Raw genomic sequence first — 17,545 nt, 5'->3', positions numbered from 1 at the left:
AGCCCGCGCCTAGCGTGCTGGACACCGGCCCCGGAGCGCTCGGCGCACGGGCCGCACCCCCTCACGAAGCACCCCTCGACACAGCAAACAGGAGTCAGCCATGCCCGCAGCCGCGCCCGCAGGAGGCCACCCGATGAAGGCCCTGCTGCCCACCGGACGACCCGAGGAGATGGTCGAGCTCGGCGAGGCCGAGACGCCGAAGCCGGCGGCGGACGAGGCCCTCGTCGAGATACGGGCGTTCTCCGTCAACCGCGGCGAGGTCTTCCAGCTCCACGGACCGCTGCGCCTCGGCGGCCGGCCCGGCAAGGACGTCGCCGGCGTCGTGGTGCAGGCGGCGGCGGACGGTTCCGGACCCGCCGTCGGCACCCGTGTCGTCGGCCACCCGCCGGCCGACGGCTGGGCCCAGTACGCCGCCGTGCCCACCCACTCCCTGGCCGCACTTCCCGACACCGTCTCCTTCGAGACCGCTGCCGCGCTGCCCTTGGCCGGCCTCACCGCCCTGCGCCTGCTGCGCGTGGCGGGCTCCGTCGGCGGCCGGCGCGTCCTGCTCACCGGCGCGTCCGGAGGCGTCGGCCACTACGTCACCGAGCTCGCCCTGGGCCAGGGCGCCGAGGTCACCGCGGTCACCGCGACCCCCGAACGGGGGAAGCTTCTCGCCGAGTTCGGCGCCACCGTCGTACAGGATCTCGACGAGGCCGTCGGCCCCTTCGACGTCGTCCTGGAGTCCGTGGGTGACACCACCACCCCGCGCGCCCTCGCCCTGCTGCGCGAGCGCGGGCAGCTGATCTGGTTCGGGCAGGCCTCCCGGCAGCCCGCCGAGCTCAGCTTCTTCGCGTTCTTCAAGGGGCCCCGCTCGGCCACCGTGCGCCACTTCCACTACGAGCACTTCGACGAGCCGTTCGGCACCGACCTGGCCGCCCTGGTCCGGCTCGTCGACAGCGGTCGCCTGCACCCGCAGATCGGTCGCCAGGAGGACTGGCGGCACACCGCCACCGTCCTCGGCGACCTGCGCGACCGGCGGATCACCGCCAACGCCGTACTCACCGTGACCCCGTAGCGAAGAGCCCGGAAAAGGGGCGGCAGGTCGGGCAGCCCTCTGGCCGGGGCTGCCCGGCCGGATCCGGCCGGCGCTCCCGCACGGCCACCGCACGCCGTCGCGCGCTGATCAGGCGTGGTCGTCCCGCGCCCCGGTCAGTCCGAAAAGCAGCACCTGGGTGAGGCTGTGCACCCACTGAGCGTCCACTTGTTCCGCACTGACCAGGGACCGGTGCACCACCGCGCCGGCGATCATGTCGAAGATGAGGTCGGCCGTGCGCGCCGACTCCTGCGAGTCCGGCTCGGCCGGCAGCTCGCCGCGGGACTGGGCGCGGGTCTTGCCCTCCACGACGAGCCGTTTCTGGCGTTCCACGATGGACTCGCGGATGCGGTCGCGCAGGGCCGCGTCCCGCGTCGACTCCGCCACCGCGGCCATCAGGCCGCTCTTGGCCTCCGGTCGGGCGAGGATCGCGGCGAACTGGAGCACAACGCCCTCGATGTCCGTGGCCAGGCTGCCGCTGTCCGGCAGTTCGAGCTCGTCGAAGAGTTCCGCCACCGCGTCGACCACCAGCTCGTTCTTGCCCGACCAGCGGCGGTACAGGGTCGTTTTCGCAACCCCGGCGCGGGTCGCGACGTCTCCCAGGGTGAGTTTGGACCAGCCCAGTTCGACCAGTGCCTCCCGCGTCGCCGCCAGGATCGCGGCGTCCGCGGTGGCACTGCGCGGACGCCCGGGGCGGGCGGCGGGGGAGCGGCTGGGCATACGTCGACCATATCCGGCCGTTCCGGCGCCGTCGTGAGGGAGATCACCGGGGCGTGGTGTCGCGCGGACCCCCGATGGCATTACGCTACGAGTCGTAGCGAAAGCTCGTGAGGGACGTACACGGGCGACGCACACCGGCGCGTGGGTGGGGACCCGGCGCCGACCAGGAGACATCCGCCGGCCCGGCTCGGTGCACATCGGGCGGGCCCGGCTTTTCACATCGTTTTCACGCAGGCACCTGGACGGGGGAGGATAGACGCATGCAGCCACGGAACATGTCCATGAGCGGCGTCGTCGACCTCGCCGCGGTGAAGGCGGCCCAGGAGGCCAAGGCCAAGGCCGAGCAGGCGCGCGCGGAAGCGGCGCGGCACGGCGGGGCGGGTGCCGTCTCCCCGGCCGACCTCGTCTTCGACGTCGATGAGGCCGGATTCGAGCGTGATGTCGTACAGCGGTCGGCCGAGGTGCCGGTCGTCATCGATTTCTGGGCCGAGTGGTGCCAGCCCTGCAAGCAGCTGAGCCCGCTGCTGGAGCGGCTGGTCGTCGAGTACGACGGGCGGGTCGTGCTCGCCAAGATCGATGTCGACGCCAACCAGATGCTGATGCAGCAGTTCGGCATCCAGGGAATCCCGGCCGTCTTCGCCGTCGTCGCCGGCCAGGCGCTGCCGCTCTTCCAGGGAGCGGCCGGCGAGGAGCAGATCCGCCAGACCTTCGACCAGCTGGTGGCCGTCGCCGAGCAGCGCTTCGGCATCACCGGCCTGACCGTCGACCCCGAGGCCGAGCCGGGCGGCGCGGCCGTCGAGGCACCGGCCGAGGGGCCCTACGACGCCGCGCTGAACGCCGCCGCGCTGGCGCTGGACGCGGGCGACATGGCCGGGGCGATCCGGGCGTACCAGAACGTACTGGCCGACGACCCGGCCCACCCGGAGGCCAAACTGGGGCTGGCCCAGGCCGAGTTGCTCCAGCGGGTGCAGCACCTCGACCCGCAGCAGGTCCGCAAGGACGCCGCCGAGAAGCCGGCCGACGTGCAGGCGCAGATCGCCGCCGCCGACCTGGACCTGGTGGGCGGTCACGTCGAGGACGCCTTCGCCCGCCTGGTCGACACGGTGCGGCGCACGGTGGGTGACGACCGCGAGGCCGCACGGCTGCGGCTGCTGGAGCTGTTCGAGATCGTCGGTGCCGACGATCCGCGGGTCGCAGCGGCGCGGCGGGCGCTGGCGCGGGCGCTGTTCTGAGCCGCGCGGGGGCCCTCGCCCCGACCAGTCGCTAAACGCCCGGGCATGTGACGCCCGGGTGAAAAGTTCGCCGAGACGCCTCCATCGCGGCCGCGCTTTACCAAATCTTGGTAATCGCGGCCGCTGTTACTGCGAGTAAGTCCAGGCGGTGGATCTGTCAGATTCTGTCCAGCGATCAATTGTTTTGTCACCGCACCCTGAGACACCCTGTGTCGCCGCCCGAGATCTCTGGGTCGCCGAGTGGTGATCGGGCCGTTACTAGCGAGTAACGAACCCCCTTGTGTCGGCGGCGAGAATGCACCACGATCGGCCACGCTCGGTCCATTCCCGCAGCCCGACAGCCAATCGGGTCACGGGGTTTCCTGGGTCCCCACCGAGCAGAGCCGGCGGCAGTGGCGCCGGTTCTTGGACAGGGGGGTCTTCGCCTCGGCGAAGCCTGTCCAGCAAGGTTGTGCGTGATGCGTGTCAGGCGCGACCAGTGGTTGTCGCTCGGGGGTGATCGCCGGTGATTCGGGCGCGTTCCAGCGCCACCGAGCGCGGGCGCTCCTTCCCGAGGACGTAGCACTTCTCCCATCCCTGCCCGGTGAGCCGCCGTTTTGGGGGCCAGGTGGTCAGGAGATGTACGTCCGAGAAGGAGGAAATATGGAGTCCCAGGTGCGTGGCGGGACCAGATGGAAGCGGTTCGCCGTGGTCATGGTGCCCAGCGTGGCCGCCACGGCTGCCATAGGCGTCGCCCTGGCACAGGGCGCGCTGGCCGCGTCGTTCAGTGTGTCGGGGCAGTCGTTCAAGGTCACCGCTGACGAGCTGCACGGCAAGGGTTTCGAGCAGTACGGCGCGATCGACTCCGGGTACACCCTCAGTGGTGAGAAGACGATGCACCCGGTGGCGGTGTCGGGCTTCAAGTCCGCGACCATCAAGAACCTGTGCCAGTCCGTCGTCACGCCGAACATCCCGCTGCTCGGGTCGGTCACCCTGACCCTGTCGGCGGGCAACAGCGACGACGAGAAGAAGCAGGTCTCGGCGGACCGCCTGTACATCGACGTCGCCGACCTCGAGACCACCGGCGGTGCCAAGTTCACCGGCATCGACATCGGTGTCCCGGCGGGCGAGACCGGTGCCGACAAGGGCGGCAAGGGCCCCGGCATGAAGGGCGGCAAGGAGCAGTCCAACCCGTACGGGTTCGCCCAGCAGGCCGAGCAGGCCGACCTGTACGGCGTGCAGCAGACGGCGTGGGCGACCACGGCCGGAACCTTCACGCTGCCCGGTCTGAAGATGAAGCTTCAGTCGGGCACTCACGAGTGCTACTAGGCGCCGGGTGATGGGCGGGGGGAGCCTTCAGGCGCCTCCCGCCCCTCCGCTCTGAGGCCTTGTTCACCACACCCCCCACACTCGCACCACATCCCCACCACAGCGATGCCGCACCAGGGAGCTGTTTTCCTATGAGCGCCGAGACTTCTGCCGTACCCGGCCAGTTCACCCGCCGGAGGCTGCAGTTCCGCGCCTGGCGGGGCACCCGGCCGTTCTGGGCCGGACTGTTCGTCATGCTCGGTGGCTTTCCGATCATGTACTTCCCGTACGCACACCTGCAGGTCGGCCACCTGACCCTGGCCATGGCCACCACCGCCGGGGCCGGCTCGCTGATCATCGGTGTGCTGCTGGTCGTCCTGGGCATCAGCCTGTGGTTCCAGAAGCACATCCGCGTCTTCGCCGGTGTCGCCTCGATCCTGCTGGCGCTGGTGTCGATCCCCGTGTCCAACTTCGGCGGCTTCGTCGTGGGCTTCCTGCTCGCGCTGATCGGCGGGGCCATGGCCGTGTCGTGGGCACCGGGCGCACCGCGCAAGAGGGGGCGGGCCGCGGACGCCGGTACCGACGGTGCTCCCGGGGACGCCCTCGACCAGACGCCGCACGGGGCGGGCGAACTGAACGATCTGTCAGGAACGAGCCCGGCCAACGGGGCGAACGGGAGGCACAGTGCCGGCTGACGAGGTGACCCGCGGAACTGACGCCGAGGCGTTCCATGGGAGAACCGGTCCACGTCATGCGGCCCCCAAGAAGCCGCTGTTCACCAGATTCCACATGCCGGCCGGCCGGGCGATAGCCAGCGTGGCGATGCCCACCGCGGTCCTGATGGGCATGGGGTTCACGGCGTCCCTCGCCGTGGCCGACAACAACCCCTCCTCGTCGAAGATGGCCGACGAGTACAAGGACTGCGTCGCCGCCCTCCAGCAGGACGGCAAGGACGCCTCGGGCAGCCCGTCGCCCTCCGCCTCCGGGAGCCAGGACGCGACCGGCGGCGCGCAGGACGGCAAGGACGGGGCGACCCCGCAGCCGTCGGCCACCGGGGCATCCTCCGGCTCGTCCGACTCCGCCGACCCGGCCAAGGACACGACCTCTTCGCCGGATTCAGGTTCCGGCGACAAGGCCGAGCCCACGCCGTCGGCCTCCGCCTCCACGGCCCCGAAGAGCGGGTCCACCGCCTCGGCGCCCACCCCGTCGCCGTCCGCCACGGACAAGAACCTGCTGCAGGACATCGGCGACGCGCTCGACGGTCTGCTCGGCGGCGGACAGAAGAACTCGCCCTCGCCCACCGCCACCGCCACGCCGTCCGCCTCCCCGTCGCCCTCCGCCGACAAGGCGACCGGCACCGCCGGGGACACCACGGACAAGGTGACCGGCACCGTCAAGGACACGACCGACAAGGTCGCCGGGACGGTCCAGGACACCGCGGACAAGGCGGCCGGCACGGTCAAGGACACCACCGACAAGGTCACCGACGCCGCCAAGGACGCCACCGACGCGGCACAGAAGGCGGCCGACCAGGCCACCGCGTCGCCGAGTCCCTCGGCCGGCTCCACGACCGACCCCGCGGACTGCAAGGCCGCCACCGACGCCCAGGGCGGCGTCGACAACAAGGCGGCCGTGGCCGACGACCCCTGGTACCTCCAGGCCAGCTCGCTGCTGCTGAAGAGCGCGGACTACCAGGGCGTCGTCGAGGTGAAGACCGCCTCGGGCACCACCAAGAAGGTGCTGAAGTACGTCATCTCCGGCGGCACCGACATCGGCGACCTGCACCAGACGGTGAAGGACAAGCTGTCCGGCAAGACCTACCACGTCCAGGCAGGCAAGGGCACCACGTCCACGATCCGCGACGGCGACACGGTGATGTACACCGAGTCGATCTCCGGCAACCTCTTCGGCCTGATCCCGATCACGTTCACGCCGGACAACCCGCCGCCGCTGAACATCCCGCTGATCTACTTCACCAACGTGAAGGTCGTCCAGGCCGCCCAGTTCGGCGGCACCCTCACTGTCCCCGGCATGCGGGTGTACACCACGGACTGACCGACCTCGATCCCACCCGGGAGCCGCACAGACGCCGAGGGCGCCCCCTGCGACAGGGGGCGCCCTCGGCGTTCGTGCAGCGGCTCGCGCGGGGTCAGTCGCGGTCGGTCTCGCCCAGGTGGTGGACGCGGACCATGTTGGTGGTGCCGGGGACGCCGGGCGGGGAGCCGGCCGTGATGACGACGACGTCGCCCTCGTTGAAGCGGCCGAGCTTGACCACTTCCTGGTCGACCAGCTCGACCATCTCGTCGGTGCTGCCCACGAACGGCACCACGTGCGGCTCCACGCCCCAGCTCAGCGTCAGCTGGTTGCGGGTGTTCTCGTCCGTGGTGAACGCGATGATCGGCTGGCTCGCGCGGTAGCGGCACAGGCGGCGGGCGGTGTCGCCGGACTGGGTGAAGGCGATCAGGCCCTTGCCGCCGAGGAAGTCGGCGATCTCGCAGGCCGCGCGGGCCACCGAACCGCCCTGCGTGCGCGGCTTCTTGCCCGGCACCAGCGGCTGCAGGCCCTTGCTCAGCAGCTCCTGCTCGGCCGCCGCGACGATCTTCGACATCGTCTTGACGGTCTCGATCGGGTACGCGCCCACGCTCGACTCCGCCGACAGCATGACCGCGTCCGCGCCGTCCAGGATCGCGTTGGCCACGTCGGAGGCCTCGGCGCGGGTCGGACGGGAGTTGGTGATCATCGACTCCATCATCTGGGTCGCCACGATCACCGGCTTGGCGTTGCGCCGGCACAGCTCGATCAGGCGCTTCTGCACCATGGGGACCTGCTCGAGCGGGTACTCGACGGCCAGGTCACCACGGGCCACCATCACGGCGTCGAACGCCGCGACGACGTCCTCCATGTTCTGCACCGCCTGCGGCTTCTCCACCTTGGCGATGACGGGGACCCGGCGGCCCTCCTCGTCCATGATGCGGTGGACGTCGCTGACGTCCTTGGCGTCGCGGACGAAGGACAGCGCGACCAGGTCGCAGCCCATGCGCAGTGCGAAGCGCAGGTCCTCGATGTCCTTCTCGCTCAGCGCGGGCACGTTCACGGCCGCGCCGGGCAGGTTGATGCCCTTGTGGTCCGAGACGACGCCGCCCTCGATGACGATCGTCCGCACCCGCGGACCCTCGACCTCGACGACCTTCAGCTCGACGTTGCCGTCGTTGATCAGGATCTGGTCGCCCTTGGTCACGTCGCCGGGCAGGCCCTTGTAGGTGGTGCCGCAGATCTGCTTGTCGCCCGGGACGTCCTCGGTCGTGATGACGAACTCGTCACCGCGCTCCAGCTCGACCGGACCCTCGGCGAAGGTCTCCAGACGGATCTTCGGGCCCTGCAGGTCGGCGAGGACGCCGATGGCCCGGCCGGTCTCCTTCTGCGCGGCACGCAGCCGGTCGTACCGGCCCTGGTGCTCGGCGTGGGTGCCGTGGCTGAAGTTGAAGCGGGCCACGTTCATGCCGGCTTCGATCAGCGCTACGAGCTGCTCGTGGGAGTCGACCGCGGGGCCGAGAGTACAGACGATTTTCGAACGGCGCATGGGGCGATCCTATCGGTTTGTTTTGCTGCGGAATATTCCGTCTGGCGGAAAGTACAAATGAGTGCCCGAATGCTCAGGTGCGCTCAGTTGCCACGTGGCGGAGGCGCAATTCGATACCGCTCGACCAGTGCGTAGGTCTGCGTCGCGATCTCCAGTTCTTCATCCGTCGGCACCACCGCGACCGCCACCCGTGCGTCCTTCGGGGAGATCAGCCGCGGCACGTCGCCGCGGACCTCGTTGTGGCCGGGATCGAGGGCCAGGCCCAGGCTCTCGAGGCCCTCGATCGCCGCCTGCCGCACCGGCGCCGCGTTCTCCCCGACGCCCGCGGTGAAGGCGACCGCGTCGACCGTGCCGAGCACGGCGTAATAGGCGCCGATGTACTTCTTCAGACGGTGAATGTAAATGTCGAAGGCGAGTCGCGCCTCCTCGTCGCCCTCGTCGATCCGGCGCCGGATCTCCCGCATGTCGTTGTCACCGCACAGCCCGAACAGACCGCTCCTCTTGTTGAGGAGAGTGTCGATCTCATCCATGGACATTCCGCCGACACGAGCCAAATGGAAGATGACGGCCGGGTCGAGATCACCGGAACGCGTACCCATCACCAGCCCCTCCAAAGGCGTCAGCCCCATGGAGGTGTCCACGCACCGACCGCCCCGCACGGCCGACGCCGACGCGCCGTTGCCCAGGTGCAGCACGATCACGTTCACCTCTTCGGGTGCCTTGCCCAGCAGCCTCGCCGTCGCCCGGGAGACGTACGCGTGCGAGGTGCCGTGGAAGCCGTAGCGGCGGATGCGGTGCCGGTCGGCGATCTTCGGGTCGATCGCGTACCGCGCGGCGGACTCCGGCATGCTCGTGTGGAACGCCGTGTCGAACACGGCGACCTGCGGCAGGTCCGGGCGCAGCGCCCGCGCGGTGCGGATGCCGGTCAGGTTGGCCGGATTGTGCAGCGGCGCGACCGGGATCAGCCGCTCGATCTCGGCGATCACCTCTTCCTCGATGAGGGTGGGCTCGGTGAAGAACATCCCGCCGTGCACCACCCGGTGCCCGATCGCCGCCAGTTCCGGGGAGTCGATGCCCAGGCCGTCCTTGGACAGCTCCTCCGCGACGGCCTTCAGCGCGGCGTCGTGGTCGGCGATCGGGCCGTTGAACTCGCGGCCGACGCCGCCGCCGGTCAGCGGGGTGTGCTTGAGCCGGGAGGTCTGCTCGCCGATGCGCTCGACCAGGCCCACGGCCAGCCGGCTCTCGTCGCGCATGTCGAGCAGCTGGTACTTCACCGACGAGGAGCCGGAGTTCAGGACGAGGATGCGGGTGCCGGTCACTGCTGGGGAGCCTTTTCGACGGGGGACAGGGCGGGGGACTGGGCCTGGATCGCCGTGATGGCGACGGTGTTGACGATGTCCTGGACGAGCGCGCCCCGGGACAGGTCGTTGACGGGCTTGTTCAGACCCTGCAGCACCGGGCCGACCGCGATCGCGCCGGCCGAACGCTGCACGGCCTTGTAGGTGTTGTTGCCGGTGTTGAGGTCGGGGAAGATCAGCACGCTGGCCTGCCCGGCGACCTCGGAGCCGGGCAGCTTGGTCGCGGCGACCGACGGCTCCACGGCGGCGTCGTACTGGATCGGCCCCTCGATCTTCAGATCGGGGCGGCGCAGCCGGGCCAGCTCGGTCGCCTCGCGCACCTTGTCGACGTCGGCGCCGAAGCCGGAGGTGCCGGTGGAGTACGACAGCATCGCGATCCGCGGCTCGACGCCGAACCGCGCGGCCGTGGTCGCCGACTGCATCGCGATGTCGGCGAGCTGCTCGGCGTTCGGATCGGGGTTGACCGCGCAGTCGCCGTAGACGAGCACCTTGTCGGCCAGACACATGAAGAACACCGACGACACGATCGAGGCGTCCTGCCTGGTCTTGATGATCTCGAAGGCGGGCCGGATGGTGGCCGCCGTCGAGTGCACCGAGCCCGACACCATGCCGTCGGCCAGGCCCTCCGCCACCATCAGCGTGCCGAAGTAGTTCACGTCGGAGACGACGTCGTAGGCCAGCTCCACGGTGACGCCCTTGTGGGCGCGCAGGGCCGCGTACTTCTCGGCGAAGGAGTCGCGCAGCTCGCTGGTGGCCGGGTCGATCACCTGGGTGTCGCCGAGGTCGACACCGAGGTCGGCGCACTTCTTGCGGATCTGGTCGACGGGCCCGAGCAGCGTCAGGTCGCAGACGCCCCGGCGCAGCAGCACCTCGGCGGCGTGCAGCACGCGCTCCTCGGTGCCCTCCGGCAGCACCACCCGGCGCTTGTCGGCGCGCGCCTGCTCCAGCAGCTTGTGCTCGAACATCATCGGGGTGACGCGGTCGCTGCTGGGCGCCGAGACCCGCTTGTTGAGGCCGGCGGTGTCGACGTACCGCTCGAACAGGCCGAGCGCCCGCTCCGCCTTGCGCGGGGTGGCCGCGTTCAGCTTGCCCTCCAGGGAGAACAGCCGGGCCGCGGTCGGGAAGCTGTTGCCGGTCACCGACAGCACCGGGGTACCCGGGGCGAGGCGGGCCGCGAGGGTGAGGATGTCCTCGCCGGGGACCTCGTCGAGGGTGAGCAGCATGCCGGCTATCGGCGGGGTGCCGGCGCTGTGCGCGGCGAGCGAGCCGACGACCAGGTCGGCGCGGTCGCCGGGGGTGACGACCAGGCAGCCCGGGGTCAGGGCGGCGAGGAAGTTCGGCAGCATCGCCCCGCCGAAGACGAAGTCCAGCGCGTCACGGGCGAGCCCCGAGTCGTCGCCCAGCAGCACCTTCGCGCCGAGCGCGTGGGCGATCTGGGACACCGTCGGCGCCGACAGTGCCACGTCGTCGGGGACGACGTAGCAGGGCACCGGCAGCCGCCCGGAGAGCCGTTCGGCGATCGCGTCGCGCTCCTCGGGGGCGACCCGGTTGGTGACCATCGCGAGCACGTCGCAGCCCAGGCCGTCGTAGGCCCGGTAGGCGTTGCGGGTCTCGGCCAGCACCGACTCCGCGGCCTGCTTGCGGCCGCCCACGACCGGGATCACGGAGGCGCCGAACTCGTTCGCCAGGCGCGCGTTCAGCGACAGTTCGTCGGGCAGCTGGGTGTCGGCGAAGTCGGTGCCGAGGACCAGGACGACGTCGTAGTCGCGGGCGACCAGGTGGAAACGGTCGACGAGCGCGGCGACCAGTTCGTCGGTGCCGCGCTCGGCCTGCAGCGCGGACGCCTCGTCGTAGACCATGCCGTAGACGGTCGCCGGGTCCTGGGAGAGCCGGTAGCGGGCGCGCAGCAGCTCGAAGAGCCGGTCCGGCCCGTCGTGGACGAGCGGGCGGAAGACGCCGACCCGGTCGACCTGCCGGGTCAGGAGTTCCATCACCCCCAGCTCCACGACCTGGCGGCCGTCGCCGCGGTCGATACCGGTCACGTACACGCTGCGCGTCACGCGTGCTCTCCGTTTCATCCGTGAGGGTGTCGTCTGTCGGGGCTGCATCCCCTGTACACCACCGTGTACAAAAATCGCCCACGGAGGTGAGCGGAACCCTCTTGACAATACCCCTGGGCACAGATAAGGCGCCCGTCAAGACATTCCACCGGTCGGCGACGTGGAACAATCGGGGGGAAGCTCACAGGTACCCACAGCGAGCAGGAGACACAGCACGATGCGCATCGGAGTTCTCACCGCAGGCGGCGACTGCCCCGGCCTGAACGCCGTCATCCGATCGGTCGTGCACCGGGCGGTGGACAACTACGGCGACGAGGTCATCGGCTTCGAGGACGGCTACGCCGGCCTCCTCGACGGCCGCTACCGCGGCCTCGACCTGAACGCGGTCAGCGGCATCCTCGCCCGCGGCGGCACGATCCTCGGCTCCTCCCGCCTCGAGCGCGACCGGCTGCGCGAGGCCTGCGAGAACGCGGCGGACATCGTCAGCGACTTCGGCATCGACGCCCTCATCCCGATCGGCGGCGAGGGCACGCTGACCGCGGCGCGCATGCTCAGCGACGCGGGCCTGCCCGTCGTGGGCGTGCCGAAGACGATCGACAACGACATCTCCTCCACCGACCGCACGTTCGGCTTCGACACCGCCGTCGGCGTCGCCACCGAGGCGATGGACCGCCTGAAGAGCACCGCCGAGTCCCACCAGCGGGTGATGGTCGTCGAGGTCATGGGCCGGCACGCCGGCTGGATCGCCCTGGAGTCCGGCATGGCCGCCGGCGCCCACGGCATCTGCCTGCCCGAGCGCCCCTTCGACCCCGCCGACCTGGCCAAGATGGTCGAGGAGCGCTTCGCCCGCGGCAAGAAGTTCGCCGTCGTCTGCGTCGCCGAGGGCGCCCACCCGGCCGACGGCACCATGGACTACGGCAAGGGCGAGATCGACCAGTTCGGCCACGAGCGCTTCCAGGGCATCGGCACCGCCCTCGCGCACGAGCTGGAGCGGCGCCTGGGCAAGGAGGCCCGGCCGGTCATCCTCGGCCACGTCCAGCGCGGCGGCACCCCGACGGCGTACGACCGGGTGCTCGCCACCCGCTTCGGCTGGCACGCGGTCGAGGCCGCGCACCGCGGCGAGTTCGGCAACATGACCGCGCTGCGCGGCACCGACATCGTCATGGTGCCGCTGGCCGAGGCGGTGACCGAGCTGAAGACGGTCCCGACGTACCGGATGGACGAGGCGGAGTCGGTCTTCTAGCCCTGAGTCCGGGCTCGCCCGCGGACCGTACCCGTCCGCTAGCCGGTTCTCTTGCGCACCGCGGTCCAGAAGTTGTCCACGATGTCGTCCAGGAAGGCGCGGCCCGAGTCGCTGGAGCCGCTGCTGCCGCCACCCCAGCTGAGGGTGGCGGCCATGTGGCCCTGGTAGTCCTCGTGCAGCTCCTGCAGGACCTCCTCCAGAATGCCCTTCTCCAGCGGCGCTATCTTCCCGACCGGGCGCACGTACCCCTGCCAGCGGGTGCTCGCCGCGCTGCGCAGCAGTTCGGCGAGGCGCTGCTCGCGCCCCGTGACGGCCACGAAGTCCGGCAGCGACAGCCGCAGCGCGTCGGCGAGCGCCACCGACTGGCGCTCGTTGCCGCGCCAGTCCCCGCTCTCCTCCATCCGCAGGTACGAGCGCAGATCGAGGCCCACCTCCCGGGCGACGTCCTCCGGGGCGATGCCGCGGGCCATGCGGTGCTCGCGCAGGGTGCGCGGCCGGGCGATGAGTTCGCCCGGCGCACACCACAGCACGCCCGCCAGCGCGGTCAGCTCAGCACTGCTGGGAGGGGAGATGCCGCGTTCCCAGGCGATCACGAGGTCCGGGGTGACGTACGGCAGCCCGTAGGACACCCGCATGCCGTGGGCGACATGCTCGGGCCCCATGCCGAGGGCGGCGCGCAGCCGGCGGGCGGCCGGCGCGTCGAACGGGGGGCCGGGCTGGTTCGAGGGAGCAGAGGGATGGCGCACCCGCCACAACATAGAGCGGCGCTCTAGGTGTGACTACGGTGGGTTCGGCCAGGATCACGGATTGTAGGAACCTACGTTTCCGTAGGTTTACCTTTTACGGCACGTGTCACCCCTTGACCGCCCCCGCGAGGGCGAAACCGCCGCCCATGCGGCGCGCGATCAGCACGTAGAGCAGGATCACCGGCGTCGAGTACACCACCGAGAACGCGGCCAGCTGGCCGTAGGCGACCATGCCCCGGTTGCCGAAGAACTCGTTGATGCTCACCGACGCCGGCATCTGCTCCGGCGTGAGCAGCAGCATGAACGGCACGAAGAAGTTGCCCCACATCATCACGAACGAAAACACGGTCACCACACCGAGTCCGGGGCCCATCAGCGGCAGCACGATCCGGACGAGGGACTGCGCGGAGGACGCCCCGTCCGTCCAGGCGGCCTCCTCCAGCTCCTTCGGCACGCCGTCCATGAAGTTCTTCATCAGCCAGATGGCGAAGGGGAGCTGGGAGGCGGCGAAGAAGAGAATCGTGCCCTGCAGGGTGTCGATCAGGTCGACCTGCACGAACAGCGCGTACACCGGCACCATCACGGCCGTGATCGGCAGGCTGGTGGCGAACAGGATCGACAGCAGGAACGGCCGGTTGAACCGGGAGCGGAACCGGGACAGCGGATAGGCGGCGAGCGCGGCGCACGCCACGGTCAGCGCGGTCGCGCCGCCGCACAGGATCAGGCTGTTCAGCAGCGGGGTGAAGGTGATGTCCGCGGTGAGGATCGCGTCGAAGTTGCCGAAGGTGACACCGTCCGGCGCCTTCACCCGCAGACCGGCGTGCGGATCGACGCAGGACAGCACGACCCAGGCCAGCGGCAGACAGAAGGCGGCGGCCACGACGAGCAGAGCGAGATCGGCGGCGAGCCGGCGGGCGGCGCGGCGGGAGGCGAGGGTGCGGGTGGGTGCGGCACGGCGGGAGGCGAGGGTGCGGGGCGGGGCGGCAGGGCGGGAGGCGGCGGTCCGGGGCATCGCGGTCCTCACACCTCCGTCCGCAGCAGCCGCAGATACACGAGCGAGAACAGCGAGCCGACGACGAGCAGCAGCAGGGCGACGGCCGTGCCGTAGCCGATCATGCTGTTCTGGAACGCCTGCTCGTACATGAACAGCGGCAGCGTCTCGCTGCGGCCGCCGGGCCCGCCGCGGGTCATCACCCAGATCAGCCCGAACACGGACAGCGTCTGCAGGGTGTTGAGCATCAGATTGGTCCCGATGGACCGCCGGATCATCGGCAGCGTGATGTGCCACAGGCGGCGCCGGCCACTCGCCCCGTCGACCTCGGCGGCCTCGGTGATCTCCTGCGGGATCTCGGCGAGGGCGGCGGAGTACACCAGCATGGAGAACGCCGTACCGCGCCAGACGTTGGCGAAGGACACGGCGAGGATGGGCAGCGTGAACAGCCAGTCTCGGGACGGCAGATGCAGCGCGTCCAGGATGGCGTTGAGCGTGCCCTCCTTGCGGAAGAAGGCGTACAGCAGGAAGCCGGCCACCACCTCCGGCAGCACCCACGCCGTGACCACGATCCCCCCGGTGAGCGTGCGCACCGGCTTCGACGCCCGCCGCATCAGCGCGGCCAGCGCCAGCCCGAGCGTGTTCTGCCCGAGCAGCGACGACACCACGGTGAAGACGAGCGTCAGCCATACGGCGTTGAGGAACTCCTCGTCGTGGAAGGCGCGGCGGAAGTTGTCGAGGCCGACGAAGGAGGAGTGGGCCTGGCCGGTGAGCTGGAGGTCGGTGAAGGCGATGTACGCGCAGTAGGCGATGGGCCCGGCGAGAAAGAGCAGCAGCAGGGCCAGGGCCGGGACGAGGGGCAGCGTGCGCGGAAGGAACCGCGCCGTCATTTCTCGACCACGTGGTTGCCGGTGATGTCCTTCAGGGCGTCGTCGTAGGCGGCCGCGGCCTTCTCCACGCTCGCGTCACCGGTCGTCACGGACTCCATCGCCTCCTGGATCGCCGTCGACACCTTCGGGTACGCCGGGTAGGCGGGCCGGTAGTGGGTGGAGGCGACGAGGTCGGTGAAGAACTTGATGCCGGGCTGGGCGCCGGCGTACGCGGGATCGCTCGCGACGTCCCCCCGCACCGCGATGCCGGAGTTGGCGACGTACCACTTCTGCGCGTTCGCCTTGGTCTGCATCGTCTTCACGAACTCGAAGGCGAGATCGGGGTTGCCGGCCTTGGCCGGGACGGCCCAGGTCCATCCGCCGGACATGCTCACCTTGCCGGGCGCCTGCCCCCTCTGTGTGGGCATGGCGGCGAGCCCCAGCTTCCGCGACCACTCGGGCCACTCGTGCCCGGCCCCGGGCAGCCAGTCCTGCGGCAGCCAGGACCCGTCCAGGTCGATGCCCAGCTTGCCCTTGGGCAGCAGCTCACCGCGCACGATGGTCTGGATGTTGGGATCGAGGGCGGTGGAGACGTCCGGACCGAGCTTCTCCCGGTACACGGTCTCGACGAAGGAGAGCGCGTCCTTGAACCCCTGGCCGCCGGCGACCCACTTCCTGCTGCCCGCGTCGTACAGCGGGTCGGCGCGGCCGTCGCCGGTGCCGTACAGCAGCATCTCGAACCCCTGCATCGTGGCGGCCTCACCGGCGGGTTTGCCGGTGTAGACGTTCAGCGGGGTGACGCCGGGGACCTTCTCCTTGATGGCGCGGGCGGCGGCGAGCACGTCGTCCCACGTCTTCGGCTGCCAGGGGACGGGAAGGCCGGCCTTGGCGAAGATGCCCTTGTCGTACCAGAGCCCCCGGGTGTCGGTCCCGTCCGGGACGCCGTACGTCTTGCCGTCCTCTCCCCTGGCGGCGGCCTTGGCGGTGTCCATGAACTGCCGCCAGTCCGGCCACTTGGCCAGATAGGCGTCCAGCGGCTTCAAGTACCCGCTGGTGATGTCCGAGTTGATGAGAAACGTGTCCTCGTAGACCAGGTCGGGTGCGGTCTTCGGCGAACGGAGCATCTGCTGGAGCTTGGTGTAGTACTCCGAGTCGGGTGCCTTGACGGGGACGAGCCGGACCTTCTTGCCGGGGTGGCTCTGCTCGAACTGCTTCTTGACGTCGGCGAGATAGTCGTCCATCACGTGGACGGAGTTGTCGGTCGACTGCTTGAAGGAGACCTTGACGGTGTCGGGGCTGCTGCCCGACCCGCCCCCGCACGCCGTGAGCGCGGTGGCGGCGAGAACGGTGGTCACAAGCGAACAGACGGCGGCGGTGGGGCGCACGGGCATGACCTCCAGCGGGCTCACGAGGCTGTGACGCGGAGATTGCTGCGGTGCGAACGTAAGTTGAGTGGTCTAGTCAGGTCAATGCGTGTGCGGGGGTTTGCCGCCGGGCAGTCCGAACAGGGCGGCCGCGTTGTCGTGGCACACCGCCCGCAGCCAGTCCCCGCCGAGGCCCAGGCGTTCCAGGGCCCGGAGCTGGTGCGCGTAGGAGTAGGGAATGTTCGGGAAGTCCGAGCCGAGCAGGACGCGGTCGCCGAGGGCGGCCAGGCGGGGCAGGGCACGCCGGGGGAACGGCATGAACCGTTCGGTGAAGTCGGTGAACGCCATCGTCGTGTCCAGCCGCACCTGCCCGTACCGTTCGGCGAGGCCGAGGAACTCCTCGTACTCGGGCATCCCCAGGTGCGCGACGATCAGCCGCAGCGACGGGTGGCGGGCCAGGACGCGCGCGATGGGGCCGGGCCCGGTGTGCTTGCCGGGCGCGGGACCGGACCCGCAGTGGATCACCACGGGGACGCCGGCCTCGGCCAGCAGCCCCCAGGCGCGGTCGAGCAGGTCGTCCGCCGGGTCGTAGTTCCCCACCTGGACATGGGCCTTGAACACCCGCGCGCCCGCCTCCACGGCCTCGCGGACATAGGTCTCGACGCCCGGCTCGGGATGGAGGGTGGCGGTGTGCAGGCAGTCGGGGGTCCGGGCGGCGAAGTCGGCCGCCCACCCGTTCAGCCACCGGGCCATGCCCGGCTTGTGCGGATAGAGCATCGAGGTGAACGCCCGCACCCCGAACTCCCGCAGCAGCAAGGCCCGTTCCTCCTCTCGCGCGCGGTAGGTGATCGGCCACGCGAGCCCCCCGGTCAGCGGTCCCTGCGCGTCGAAGTACGCCCAGACCTTGTGCAGGACCCGCTCGGGCATGAAATGCGTGTGCACGTCGACCAGCCCGGGAAGACCCAGCCCTGCCCAGAAACGCCGTACCTCTCCGGACCCCTCACTCATGTACGGCTCCCT

The 17,545-nt window shown here is 70.4% G+C and carries 15 protein-coding genes; 6 read left to right on the top strand and 9 right to left on the bottom strand.

The window, feature by feature from the left end:
- The first annotated feature begins 133 nt into the window (after positions 1-133).
- Positions 134-1,057, top strand: coding sequence for a zinc-binding dehydrogenase (locus AB0J12_RS03170; RefSeq protein WP_363262738.1), 924 nt, complete (start codon positions 134-136; stop codon positions 1,055-1,057).
- 108 nt (positions 1,058-1,165) lie between these two features.
- On the opposite strand, the gene AB0J12_RS03165 is transcribed toward AB0J12_RS03170, so the two are convergent.
- Entirely contained in the window at positions 1,166-1,795 is a 630-nt protein-coding gene (locus AB0J12_RS03165) for a TetR/AcrR family transcriptional regulator (RefSeq protein ID WP_363262424.1), read from the bottom strand.
- A gap of 260 nt (positions 1,796-2,055) precedes the next feature.
- Here AB0J12_RS03165 and AB0J12_RS03160 point away from each other — a divergent pair, with 260 nt between their 5' ends.
- From AB0J12_RS03160 to AB0J12_RS03145, 4 genes are all read left to right on the top strand, one after another.
- The gene (locus AB0J12_RS03160) at positions 2,056-3,027 is read left to right on the top strand and encodes a tetratricopeptide repeat protein (protein WP_363262423.1); all 972 of its coding nucleotides are present in this window, start codon (positions 2,056-2,058) and stop codon (positions 3,025-3,027) included.
- 642 nt (positions 3,028-3,669) lie between these two features.
- Positions 3,670-4,335: a DUF6230 family protein gene (locus AB0J12_RS03155; RefSeq protein WP_363262422.1), complete on the top strand. Its 666-nt coding sequence runs from the start codon at positions 3,670-3,672 to the stop codon at positions 4,333-4,335.
- A gap of 131 nt (positions 4,336-4,466) precedes the next feature.
- The gene (locus AB0J12_RS03150; RefSeq protein WP_363262421.1) at positions 4,467-5,009 is read left to right on the top strand and encodes a DUF6114 domain-containing protein; all 543 of its coding nucleotides are present in this window, start codon (positions 4,467-4,469) and stop codon (positions 5,007-5,009) included.
- Positions 4,999-6,369, top strand: a complete 1,371-nt coding sequence (locus AB0J12_RS03145; protein WP_363262420.1) for a hypothetical protein — start codon at positions 4,999-5,001, stop codon at positions 6,367-6,369. Before AB0J12_RS03150 ends, AB0J12_RS03145 begins: the two co-directional genes overlap by 11 nt.
- Before the next feature lie 94 nt (positions 6,370-6,463).
- Here the strand turns inward: AB0J12_RS03145 and pyk are convergent, their stop codons facing one another.
- The 3 genes from pyk to pta form a co-directional block, all read right to left on the bottom strand.
- Positions 6,464-7,894, bottom strand: a complete 1,431-nt coding sequence (gene pyk / locus AB0J12_RS03140; RefSeq protein WP_363262419.1) for a pyruvate kinase — start codon at positions 7,892-7,894, stop codon at positions 6,464-6,466.
- Positions 7,895-7,977: 83 nt separating this feature from the next.
- Entirely contained in the window at positions 7,978-9,213 is a 1,236-nt protein-coding gene (locus AB0J12_RS03135) for an acetate kinase (RefSeq protein WP_363262418.1), read from the bottom strand.
- Positions 9,210-11,312: a phosphate acetyltransferase gene (gene pta / locus AB0J12_RS03130; protein ID WP_363262417.1), complete on the bottom strand. Its 2,103-nt coding sequence runs from the start codon at positions 11,310-11,312 to the stop codon at positions 9,210-9,212. Before pta ends, AB0J12_RS03135 begins: the two co-directional genes overlap by 4 nt.
- Before the next feature lie 217 nt (positions 11,313-11,529).
- Here pta and AB0J12_RS03125 point away from each other — a divergent pair, with 217 nt between their 5' ends.
- Positions 11,530-12,555: an ATP-dependent 6-phosphofructokinase gene (locus tag AB0J12_RS03125; protein ID WP_363262416.1), complete on the top strand. Its 1,026-nt coding sequence runs from the start codon at positions 11,530-11,532 to the stop codon at positions 12,553-12,555.
- A 38-nt stretch (positions 12,556-12,593) separates the two neighbouring features.
- Here the strand turns inward: AB0J12_RS03125 and AB0J12_RS03120 are convergent, their stop codons facing one another.
- From AB0J12_RS03120 to AB0J12_RS03100, 5 genes are all read right to left on the bottom strand, one after another.
- On the bottom strand, positions 12,594-13,310 hold the full coding sequence (locus AB0J12_RS03120; protein ID WP_363262737.1) for a helix-turn-helix transcriptional regulator: 717 nt from the start codon (positions 13,308-13,310) through the stop codon (positions 12,594-12,596).
- A gap of 97 nt (positions 13,311-13,407) precedes the next feature.
- On the bottom strand, positions 13,408-14,313 hold the full coding sequence (locus tag AB0J12_RS03115) for a carbohydrate ABC transporter permease (protein ID WP_363262415.1): 906 nt from the start codon (positions 14,311-14,313) through the stop codon (positions 13,408-13,410).
- Positions 14,314-14,321: 8 nt separating this feature from the next.
- Complete coding sequence (locus AB0J12_RS03110; protein ID WP_363262414.1) at positions 14,322-15,182, bottom strand: sugar ABC transporter permease; 861 nt, start codon at positions 15,180-15,182, stop codon at positions 14,322-14,324.
- A complete protein-coding gene (locus AB0J12_RS03105) occupies positions 15,179-16,552 on the bottom strand; it encodes an extracellular solute-binding protein (protein WP_363262413.1) in 1,374 nt (457 codons plus the stop codon). Before AB0J12_RS03105 ends, AB0J12_RS03110 begins: the two co-directional genes overlap by 4 nt.
- A 75-nt stretch (positions 16,553-16,627) precedes the next feature.
- Complete coding sequence (locus AB0J12_RS03100) at positions 16,628-17,533, bottom strand: amidohydrolase family protein (protein ID WP_363262412.1); 906 nt, start codon at positions 17,531-17,533, stop codon at positions 16,628-16,630.
- Positions 17,534-17,545: the final 12 nt, after the last annotated feature.

It is taken from the genome of Streptomyces sp. NPDC049915, from assembly GCF_040656475.1.
In the GTDB taxonomy this organism is placed as follows: domain Bacteria; phylum Actinomycetota; class Actinomycetes; order Streptomycetales; family Streptomycetaceae; genus Streptomyces.
This window is presented reverse-complemented; position numbering and strand designations above follow the sequence as displayed.

Coding starts and splice junctions, on each gene's coding strand:
- AB0J12_RS03100 (WP_363262412.1), bottom strand. CDS start 17,533: ATGAGTGAGGGGTCCGGAGAGGTACGGCGTTTCTGGGCAGGGCTGGGT.
- AB0J12_RS03170 (WP_363262738.1), top strand. CDS start 134: ATGAAGGCCCTGCTGCCCACCGGACGACCCGAGGAGATGGTCGAGCTC.
- AB0J12_RS03115 (WP_363262415.1), bottom strand. CDS start 14,313: ATGCCCCGGACCGCCGCCTCCCGCCCTGCCGCCCCGCCCCGCACCCTC.
- AB0J12_RS03105 (WP_363262413.1), bottom strand. CDS start 16,552: ATGCCCGTGCGCCCCACCGCCGCCGTCTGTTCGCTTGTGACCACCGTT.
- AB0J12_RS03125 (WP_363262416.1), top strand. CDS start 11,530: ATGCGCATCGGAGTTCTCACCGCAGGCGGCGACTGCCCCGGCCTGAAC.
- AB0J12_RS03150 (WP_363262421.1), top strand. CDS start 4,467: ATGAGCGCCGAGACTTCTGCCGTACCCGGCCAGTTCACCCGCCGGAGG.
- pyk (WP_363262419.1), bottom strand. CDS start 7,894: ATGCGCCGTTCGAAAATCGTCTGTACTCTCGGCCCCGCGGTCGACTCC.
- AB0J12_RS03160 (WP_363262423.1), top strand. CDS start 2,056: ATGCAGCCACGGAACATGTCCATGAGCGGCGTCGTCGACCTCGCCGCG.
- AB0J12_RS03155 (WP_363262422.1), top strand. CDS start 3,670: ATGGAGTCCCAGGTGCGTGGCGGGACCAGATGGAAGCGGTTCGCCGTG.
- AB0J12_RS03110 (WP_363262414.1), bottom strand. CDS start 15,182: ATGACGGCGCGGTTCCTTCCGCGCACGCTGCCCCTCGTCCCGGCCCTG.
- AB0J12_RS03165 (WP_363262424.1), bottom strand. CDS start 1,795: ATGCCCAGCCGCTCCCCCGCCGCCCGCCCCGGGCGTCCGCGCAGTGCC.